Origin of the sequence: Corallococcus macrosporus, assembly GCF_017302985.1 — a bacterium.
Lineage (GTDB): Bacteria > Myxococcota > Myxococcia > Myxococcales > Myxococcaceae > Corallococcus > Corallococcus macrosporus_A.
Window position 1 is genome coordinate 148577 of record NZ_JAFIMU010000004.1, and the last position, 9057, is coordinate 157633.

The following is a 9057-nucleotide window of genomic DNA, read 5'->3' on the forward strand; positions in this document are numbered from 1 at the left end:
ATGGCCCCCCTTCCGCGCGAGTCCCCCCGGCGGGCCGCCTTCAGCCGGCAGTTGATGGTGCCCATCCCGCTGGCGAACCTGGTGGGCTCCACGCTGGGGCTGCACTTCGCGTCGCTCGTGGTGGGCGGCGAGCTGGTGGAGCGGCTGGGCAAGCTCGTCATCCTGGTGGTGGGCGTGAGCGCGCTGCACATGCTCCTGGGCGTGGGCGTGTCCCTGCGCCGCTTCCCCCGGCTGCGGGCCCTGGAGCGAGGGGAGCTGCCGCCCACGCCCGAGCACCTGGCGCTGGCGGTGGGCGAGGTGGCGCGCGCGCCGGGCGAGGCGTTCTTCCGCTCGCTGGGCCTGTGGGGGCTGACCACGGGCGTGGTGGCGGTGGCGCTCTGGTCGGGGATGGACTTGCCGGGGGCCACCACCCTGCGGGTCGCGGGGCTGGGGGCGCTGTTCGGGCCGCTCACGTCGCTGCTCGTGTACGGGCTCGTTACGCTGCGGGCGCGGCGCGGGGTGCTGTGGGTGGCGGAGCAGGGACTGACGCATGCGCAGGTCATCGCCGCGCTGCCCCGGCGCTCGCGCATCCGCGCGCGGCTGGTGGCCTTCACCGCCATCTGCGTGGTGACGCCCGCGGTGATGTGCGCGCAGGTCGTGACGGCGCTGACGGACCGGCTCTTTCAGCGGCTGATGGATGCGGGCAGCCCGGACGCGCAGGGCGTGCTGGTGGACGCGCTGCGGTTGGACGCGTTCACGTCCAGCGCGCTGCTGTGCGCGGTGGTGTTCGGCCTGGCGCTCGCCACGGCGTACCTGGGCGGGACGCTGCTGGGGCGGCCCATGCGGGAGCTGTCCGGCGAGGCGCGCCGCATCGCCGCGGGCGACCTGGCCAGCCCCCGGCTGGTGCCCGCGGAGGACGAGGTGTGGGCGGTGTCCGCGGCCTTCACCACGATGCGCACGCACCTGGCGGACGTGCTCGCGGAGCTGCAGCGCGCGGGGTCGCAGATTTCCGCCACCACGGAGGAGATCCTCAGCACGTCCGGGCGCTACGAGGCGGGCGCCGCGGAGCAGGCCAGCAGCCTGGATGAGACGAGCGCCACCACGGAGGAGCTGGCGCGCTCGGCGAAGCAGATCGCCGAGAACGCGAGCTCGGTGGCGGAGATCGCCCAGCGCACGCTGGCGGCGGCCCAGGGCGGACAGCGCAGCGCGGAGTCCTTCCTGGGGGCCATGTCGCGCATGCGCCAGGACAACCAGGCCATTGGCTCGGCGGTGGCGCGGCTCAACAAGCGCGTGCAGCAGATCGGGAAGATCGTCGAGTTCATCAACGGCGTCGCGGACAAGTCCGACCTCCTGGCGCTCAACGCGGAGCTGGAGGGCACGAAGGCGGGCGAGGTGGGGCGGGGCTTCTCGCTGGTGGCGGCGGAGATGCGCCGGCTGGCGGAGAACGTGCTGGAGTCCACGAAGGAGATTGAAGGGCTCATCGAGGAGGTGCGCGAGGCGTCCACGGCGGCGGTGACGGTGACGGGCGGCGGCGTTCGCGCGGTGGAGACGGGCACGGGGCTCGCGGAGCAGGTGTCGGAGTCGCTCCGGCAGATCGTCAGCCTGGCGGGACAGACGTCGGACGCGGTGCGGATCATCTCCCGGTCCACGCAGCAGCAGCAGGCGGGCACGGATCAGCTCGCGGATACGATGGCGGACATCCTGCGCATCACGCAGCAGAGCCTCAACGCGACGAAGCAGGTGGGCGCGGCGAACGGGGACCTGCTGGGGCTGGCGCAGGACCTGCGTGGCGTGGTGGAGCGCTTCCAGATCCACCAGGCGACCCTGCGCAAGGGGGGCGGCGGGTGAACCCCAGCGAACGGCTCCTCAAGCAGTTCCGCGACCTGGTCACGGTCCGTCTGGAGCGCATCAACCGCTCCCTGATGGAGCTGGAGTCCGGGGGCAACCTGGAGGCCGGGCAGCGGGTGCTGCGCGAGCTGCACGGGCTCAAGGGCGAGGCCCGGATGATGGGCTTCAACGAGATCAACACGCTCGCGCACGAGATGGAGGAGTTGGTCCGGTGCGCGGAGCCGCAGCGCTACCGCCTGTCGTCGGAGTCCACCGACGCGCTGCTCGCCACGGCGGACACGGTGCTGGCGCTGTCAGGTGCGCTCCAGGCGGGAGAGCCGCTGCTGGCGGTGGAGACGCTGGTGGCGACGCTGCAGCAACAGGTCGTCGTGGAGTCCGCGCGTCCGCTGGGAGAAGGCGGGAGGGCCGCGAAGGGGGAGGGGACGCAGGGAGCGTCGCATCTGATCGTACCGGACCGCCGGGAGCCATCAGGATCCGTGGTGGTCCCCGCGCAATGGGGCGTACCGGCAGGAGGCTCGTCTCCAGGAACCACCGCGTCGCAGTACCTCGCCGCGGCCCTCCGCGCTGATCCGTCCGGAGCTTCGACAGGCCACGGCGAAGGGAACCCCGCTGGATCCGCGTCGGGGCCGCACGGTGCGCACCCGGGAGGCTCCGCGTCGGGTGGCGCGGGAAGCTCGCACCTTGTTGCTCCTGCGACCGGAGGCGCGCACCTCGTGGCGCCCACTCCTGGAAGCGCGGGCCTGCATCCGGGCAGCAGCGCCACCGGAAGCCCGGGCGGCGCGCACCTCGTAGTGCCCTCGACGGGCGCTTCCTCGAACACGCACCTCACCGCGTCCCCCAGCACGCGGACAGCAGACACCGCACACCCGCGCCCTTCTGCCGGCGCCGCGCCGAAGCCCGGCACCACGGTGCGCACGGGCGACGTCCGCATGGACACGGCCGTGCGCATCGGCGTGGCCAGCCTGGACATGCTCACCAGCGCGGTCACCAACCTGGGCCAGGTGGCCCGCCGCCGTGAGCTGGCCACCGCGCGCCGCCTGGAGCTCGTGCGCGAACTGAGCGAACTGGCCCGCGTCGCGGAGGACCTGGGCCCCGCGGGCCTCGCGCTCGCGGAGCGCCTGGGCCGCGCCAAGGAACTGGCAGCCACCCTGCACCGCGAGGCCAAGCTGCTCGCCAACGCGGAGCTGCGCGACCTGAGCCAGGTGTCGGAGGAGATCCAGGGCCTGCGCATGCTGCCCCTCTCCGTCCTCTTCGAACCCTACCCCCGCATGGTCCGTGACCTCGCGAGAGAGCTGGGCAAGGAGGTGGAGCTCGTCGTGGACGGCGAGGACACCCGCGCGGACCGCTCCGTCGTGGAGGCCCTGCGCGAACCCCTCATGCACCTGGTCCGCAACGCGCTGGACCACGGCCTGGAGACGCGCGTGGACCGCGTCGCCTCCGGCAAGCACCCCCGGGGCTGCCTCACCCTGCGCGCCGCCCGCGAGGGCAGCCGCATCATCCTGCGCGTGGAGGACGACGGCGCGGGCATGGACCCCGCGCTCCTGCGGCGCGTGGCCGTGCGCCGGGGAATGCTGGACGAGCCCGGCGCCAACGCCCTGTCCGACGCCGCCGCGCGCGACCTCGTCTTCCTGCCCGGCTTCACCTCGCGCGAGGTGGTCACCGACCTGTCAGGTCGGGGCGTGGGACTGGACGCCGTGCGCACCTCCCTCCAGGCCCTGGGCGGCGACGTGGGCGTGGAGTCCGCGCCCGGCTGGGGCACCATCTTCACCCTGCGCGTCCCGGTGTCCCTCACCGTCGCGCCCCTGCTCTTCGTCCAGGTCTTCGACGAGACGCTGGCCCTCAGCGCCGTCCACGTCTCCCGCGCCGTCAAGGTGGACGCCTCCGAGGTGGGAGAGGTCGCCGGCCGTCCCACCCTGCGCATGGAGGGCCGCGTGCTGCCCTTCGCCTCGCTGGCGTCCCTGCTGGGGCTCGCCACCGAGCGCCCCGCCCGGGAGGGGGAGCTGGTGCTGGTGGTGAAGGGCCAGGGCATGGAGGCCGCACTGGCGGTGGACCGGGTGCTGGAGGAGCGCGTCCAGGCCATCCTCCCGCTGAAGGGCATCCTCGCGCGCTTCACGCACCTCACTGGCGCCACGTCGCTCGCGGACGGACGGCTGGCCATGGTGCTGTCCGCGGCCGCGCTGGCGGCGGGCGTGCACGGCACCGTGCCCCTGAAGCTCGCCCGGCCGCCGGTGCGCGCGCCCGCGCCGCGCCGGCGGCGCATCCTCGTGGTGGACGACTCGCCCCTCACCCGCGAACTGGTGGCCAACCTGCTGGAGGCGGTGGGATACGACACCCTCCGGGCGGCGGACGGCCCCGCCGCGCTGGACCTGCTGGCGCAGGAGGGCGCGCCGGTGGAGCTGGTCGTCACCGACCTGGAGATGCCGGAGATGGACGGCGTGGAGCTCACCCGGCGCCTGAAGTCCGACCCTGTCCGGGGCCGCCTGCCCGTCGTCATCCTCACCACCCGGGGAGGAGAGGCGGACCGGGCGCGTGGGCTGGCGGCCGGGGCGGACGGCTACATCACCAAGGGCGACCTCGTCCGCCAGGACCTGGTGGACGTCGTGGGTCGGCTGCTGGGCTGAAATCCCCGGACGTTCGCGGACGCCCGGGGACCCCCTCGCATTGCTATACTCCCGCGGCGCGTACGGGGTATTGAACGGTCATGGGCAAGAAAGTGTCGGTGCTGGTGGTGGATGACTCGGTCATCTGCCGCCAGCTCATCAGCGCGGCGTTGAGCGACGACCCGGACATCCAGGTCGTTGGCACCGCCGCGAACGGCCAGGAGGCCGTTGCCCTCACGAAGGAGCTGCGCCCCCACGTCATCACCATGGACGTGGACATGCCCGTCATGGACGGGCTCACGGCCGTGGAACACATCATGGCCGAGGTCCCCACGCCCATCCTGGTGCTGACGGGAGATCCGCGCTCGCAGGCCCCCGCGCTCACGTACCGCGCGCTGGAGCTGGGCGCGCTGGCGCTGCAGATCAAGCCCTCCATCGACGCGGGGCCGGAGGCGTGGAACCTCACCAAGGAGGTGAAGCTCATCTCCTCCGTGCGCGTCATCCGCCACGTGCGTGGCCAGAAGCGCGGCGCGCCCGGGATGCCGCACACGCCCGTCCCGGCGCTGCCCGCGGCCTCCATGGGCATCGTCGCGGTGGCCGCCAGCACGGGCGGTCCCCAGGTGCTCTACCGGATGCTGTCGGAGCTGCCGGCGGACTTCCCGGCGCCCATCGTCATCGTCCAGCACATCAACGCCGCCTTCTCGGAGTCGCTGGCCAGTTGGCTCGCCAACGCGAGCAAGCTGAAGGTCCGGCTGGCCGGGGACGGGGACACGCTGACGCCGGGCATGGTGTTGGTGGCGCCGCCGGATCAGCACATGGTGGTGCCCGTGCGCGGGCGCGTGGCGCTCAAGGCCGGCGTGGAGCGCGACGGGCACATGCCCAGCGGCACCGTGCTGCTGGAGAGCGTGGCGAAGTCCTACGGCCGGCGCGCGGTCGGCGTGGTGCTCACCGGCATGGGCGCGGACGGGGCGGACGGGCTCCTGGCCATCAAGCAGGCCGGTGGCCTGGCGCTGGCGCAGAACGAGGAGTCCTGCGTCGTGTTCGGCATGCCGGGCGCGGCGGTGGAGCGCAAGGCGGTGGACCACCTCATCCACGGCGATGACGTCGCGGCCACCCTGGCGCGGCTGGCGCGAGGAGAGTCGTTGGCCGTCGGCCGCTGACCGCGCGCGCGATGACGCCTTCTTCCGAGCGCTGGGCTCCCGTCCACGCCTGGCTTCAGGCGCACACGGGCATGGCGCTGAGCGGAGCCCAGCGGCGGCGGCTGGACGCGCGGCTGGAGGCGCTGGGACACGACGCAGGCCCGGCGCAGCTCGCGGCGCACCTGCGCGCTCCCTCGGGCGCGGCGGACCTGGCCCGGCTGGTGGACGCGGTGGCGGTGCACACGTCGGAGGTGTTCCGGGACGAGGTGCAGCTCGCCGCCTTCCGCCAGCACGTGCTGTCGCCCCGCATCCAGCGCTCGAAGGCGCCGCTGCGCGTGTGGAGCGCGGGCTGCGCTGCGGGCGAGGAGGTCGCCACGCTGCTCCTGCTGATGGCGCAGGAGGGCGCGGACCCGGCCAGCCGCGTGCTGGGCACGGACATCTCCGAGCAGGTGCTCACCCGGGCGCGCGAGCTGAGCTTCCCGGCGGAGGCGCTCCGGCGCGTCCCGGACGTGTCGCGCGCGCGCTACTTCGAGCCGAAGGGCCGGCGCCACGCGCTGGTGGAGTCGCTGCGCACGCAGGCGGAGTTCCGGCGCCACAACCTGATGGAGGCCCCCTATCCGGAGGCCCCGGGCGGCGGCGGGTTCGACGTCATCTTCTGCCGCAACGTCCTCATCTACTTCACCCCGGAGGCCTTCCAGCGCACGGTGCGCGGCCTGGGCGAAAGGCTCGCCCCCGGCGGCGTGCTGGTGCTGTCCGCCGCGGAGCCGCTGCTCCAGGTCCCTCCGGAGCTGCGGCTGTTGCCCAGCGAGCAGGCCTTCTTCTACGTGCGCGAGGACGCCCCGGCCGTGGAGTCCTCCCGGCCGAAGCGGAGCGCGAGCGGCACCGGCCCTTCCGGGCCCGCCTCCCCGGAGGAGCTCGCCAGGGCGGAGGCGGACTGGCTGTTCTCGTGCGTGCTCGACGGGGCCTCCACGGGCGTCCCCGACGCGCATTCGGAGCGCGACCTGCGCCGGTGCCTGGAGCTGGATCCGGACCACGTCGCCGCCCGCTACCTGCTGGGCCTGGTGCTGGAGCAGTGCGGCCAGCCCGGCGCGGCCCTGGAGGCGTACCGCCGGGCCCTGCGGGCGGTGGAGTCGGGCCGGGCGCGGCCGGTGCCCTTCTTCCTCAACCTGCCCCGGCTCCGGGTGGCCTGCGCCCGGGCCGTGGAGCGGCTGGAGGCCGAGGGGCCTCGCTGAAGGAGGGCAGGGGGTGGCCCGCCCGCTCGCTGAAACAGAAGCGGCGCGCGGGGCGCTTTGGACCTAGTATGCCCACCCCATGCGCAGGCTCGTGCTCCTTGCCCTGTTGACCGCCGCCGTTCCCGGCTGTTTCTACCCCGCCGACCGCGGCCGTGCCCTTGAAGCCAAGGTCGACCGGCTGGGCGCGGACAACGCGAAGATGGCCGCGGAGCTGAAGGAGGCGCGCGACCAGCTCGCCGCCACCCAGCCGAAGATCGACGAGAAGGTCGCCCAGGTGACCCAGGCCCTGCAGAGCCTGGACACGGCCGCGCGCCGCAAGGACGCGGACATCGGCGTGCAGTTCCAGAAGACGGTGGAGGACCTGGCGCAGCTGCGCGGCCAGGTGGAGACGTACCTCTACAAGATTGGTGAACTGGAGGCCGCGCTCGGCAAGAGCACGGAGGAGACGAACCAGCGGCTGCTGGCGCTCCAGGGCACGGAGGCGGTGAAGGAGGCCGAGGCGAAGAAGAAGGCCGAGGAGCTCCAGCGCCCCACGGACAAGAAGGAGTTCCTCGCGCTCGCGCAGGAGAAGGCCAAGGCCGGCGACGCGCTGGTCGCGCGCCAGCTCTACAACGAGTTCGTGAAGAAGTGGCCCAAGGACGCGCTCGTCGGCGAGGCGCACTTCGGCCTGGGCGAGACGTACTTCACCGAGTCCAAGTGCCGCGAGGCCCTCTTCGAGTACGGCAAGGTGGTGCAGGACTTCGCGAAGACGCCGTCCGCGCCGGACGCGTACCTGCGCTCCTCCGACTGCTTCCAGAAGCTGAAGATGAAGGAGGAGTCGAAGCTGGCGCTGGAGGAGCTGGTGAAGAGCTACCCCAAGTCGGACGCCGCCAAGACGGCCAAGGCGAAGCTGGCGGAGCTGGAGAAGAAGGCCGCGCCCGCGCCCGCTCCGAAGAAGGCGAAGAAGTGAGCCCCCGCGTGCCGAAGCTCGCCGCCCTGGCGCTGCTGCTGCTCCTGCCCCTGGTGGCGGGTGCCGCGCCGAAGAAGCTCGTGCTGCTCTTCACGGGAGACAACGGGGGCGAAGTCGCCCCCTGTGGTTGACGCCACAACCCGTCTGGCGGTCTGGCCAGACGAAAGACGGTCCTGACGCAGGAGCGCGCGAAGGGCGTGCCGGTGCTCGCACTGGACGCGGGCAACGCGCTCTTTAAAACCCTGGCGGACGGCCAGGATGCGACGGCGAAGCCTCGCGCGGAGCTGTTGTTGGCGCAGCTGGACGCGCAGGGCTACGCGGCGATGGCCGTGGGCCAGCGCGACCTCGTGCTGGGCGTGGACTTCCTGAAGAAGAAGACGAAGGGCGCGAAGCTGAAGCTCGTCTCCGCGAACCTCGTGGACGCGAAGGGGCAGCCGCTCTTTCCCGCCTCGGTGGTGACGACCGTGGGCGGGCTGAAGGTGGGCGTCATCGGCGTGTCGCCCGCGTCCGAGGACGGCGCGGCCGTGCTGCCCGAGGGCGTCCGGGGCCTGCCGGTGGGGCCGGCGGTGGCCGCGGAGGTGAAGCGCCTGCGCCAGAAGGAGCAGGTGGAGCTGGTGGTGCTGCTCGCGGCGGTGCCCTACGTGGAGGCCGTGAAGCTGGCCCAGGGCGCCGAGGGCGTGGACTTCGTGGTGCAGTCGCACGACGGGCGCGGCGTGGGCATGGCGCAGCGCCAGGGCGTGTCCACGCTGGTGCCGCCCGGAGAGCGCGGCCGCCAGGTCGCGAGGCTGGAGGTGTCCGTGGAGGGCACGGGCCCCTTCACCGACCTCTCCGAGGCCAACCGCGCCCGGGAGAACCAGCGCATGGTGGAGGCGAACATCGCGCGGGTGCAGGAGCGCCTGAAGCTGGAGAAGGGCGAGGACACGCGCCGCTCGCTCCAGGAGACGCTGGCCTCCTTCGAGTCCCGGCGCGACGCGCTGGCCCGCACGGCGGCGGCGCAGGGCCCGGCGACGGGGCGCACCTACCTGCTGACGTACCTGCAACTGGGCGCGGACGTCGCGTCGGATGCCGCCGTCCAGAAGCAAGTGGAGCGCGTCGAGCCACCCGGCTCCGCGGGTCACTGAGCTTCCCTGCGGAAAACCCACCCCGTCCATCCTGGGACGGGGCCTGAAACACTGTTTCATTCGCCGGTTCCAGCCCTGCTGGAGGGCAGGCAGGCCGCGCGTCATGGAACGCATGGCAGGCCGCTGTTCGACCGAATAATGTGAACAGCAGGTTTTATGGCCACCCCCCACGCTGCTCGCGCGACGAGC

At 73.0% G+C, this 9057-nt stretch carries 7 protein-coding genes; all 7 read left to right on the forward strand.

The annotated features are described in order from the left end of the window. Positions 1 to 1827 (forward strand): methyl-accepting chemotaxis protein, encoded by a 1827-nt coding sequence (locus JYK02_RS06095; RefSeq protein ID WP_207049389.1) that lies wholly within the window; start codon positions 1 to 3, stop codon positions 1825 to 1827. After that, on the forward strand, positions 1824 to 4448 hold the full coding sequence (locus JYK02_RS06100) for a response regulator (RefSeq protein ID WP_207049397.1): 2625 nt from the start codon (positions 1824 to 1826) through the stop codon (positions 4446 to 4448). The genes JYK02_RS06095 and JYK02_RS06100 overlap by 4 nt, the downstream gene beginning before the upstream one ends. An 80-nt stretch (positions 4449 to 4528) precedes the next feature. Next, a complete protein-coding gene (gene cheB / locus JYK02_RS06105; RefSeq protein WP_207049404.1) occupies positions 4529 to 5587 on the forward strand; it encodes a chemotaxis-specific protein-glutamate methyltransferase CheB in 1059 nt (352 codons plus the stop codon). 11 nt (positions 5588 to 5598) lie between these two features. After that, positions 5599 to 6798, forward strand: coding sequence for a CheR family methyltransferase (locus tag JYK02_RS06110; protein ID WP_207049406.1), 1200 nt, complete (start codon positions 5599 to 5601; stop codon positions 6796 to 6798). Between the two features lie 79 nt (positions 6799 to 6877). Beyond that, entirely contained in the window at positions 6878 to 7747 is an 870-nt protein-coding gene (locus JYK02_RS06115) for a tetratricopeptide repeat protein (protein WP_207049408.1), read from the forward strand. Continuing rightward, the gene (locus JYK02_RS40360; RefSeq protein ID WP_277991288.1) at positions 7744 to 7878 is read left to right on the forward strand and encodes a hypothetical protein; all 135 of its coding nucleotides are present in this window, start codon (positions 7744 to 7746) and stop codon (positions 7876 to 7878) included. The genes JYK02_RS06115 and JYK02_RS40360 overlap by 4 nt, the downstream gene beginning before the upstream one ends. 66 nt (positions 7879 to 7944) lie before the next feature. Further along, a complete protein-coding gene (locus tag JYK02_RS06120; RefSeq protein WP_207049410.1) occupies positions 7945 to 8868 on the forward strand; it encodes a 5'-nucleotidase in 924 nt (307 codons plus the stop codon). Positions 8869 to 9057 lie beyond the last annotated feature (189 nt).

Bases quoted from the DNA above. Each gene is read 5' to 3' on its own strand.
- JYK02_RS06110 (WP_207049406.1), top strand. From the start codon at position 5,599: ATGACGCCTTCTTCCGAGCGCTGGGCTCCCGTCCACGCCTGGCTTCAG.
- cheB (WP_207049404.1), top strand. From the start codon at position 4,529: ATGGGCAAGAAAGTGTCGGTGCTGGTGGTGGATGACTCGGTCATCTGC.
- JYK02_RS06095 (WP_207049389.1), top strand. From the start codon at position 1: ATGGCCCCCCTTCCGCGCGAGTCCCCCCGGCGGGCCGCCTTCAGCCGG.
- JYK02_RS06115 (WP_207049408.1), top strand. From the start codon at position 6,878: ATGCGCAGGCTCGTGCTCCTTGCCCTGTTGACCGCCGCCGTTCCCGGC.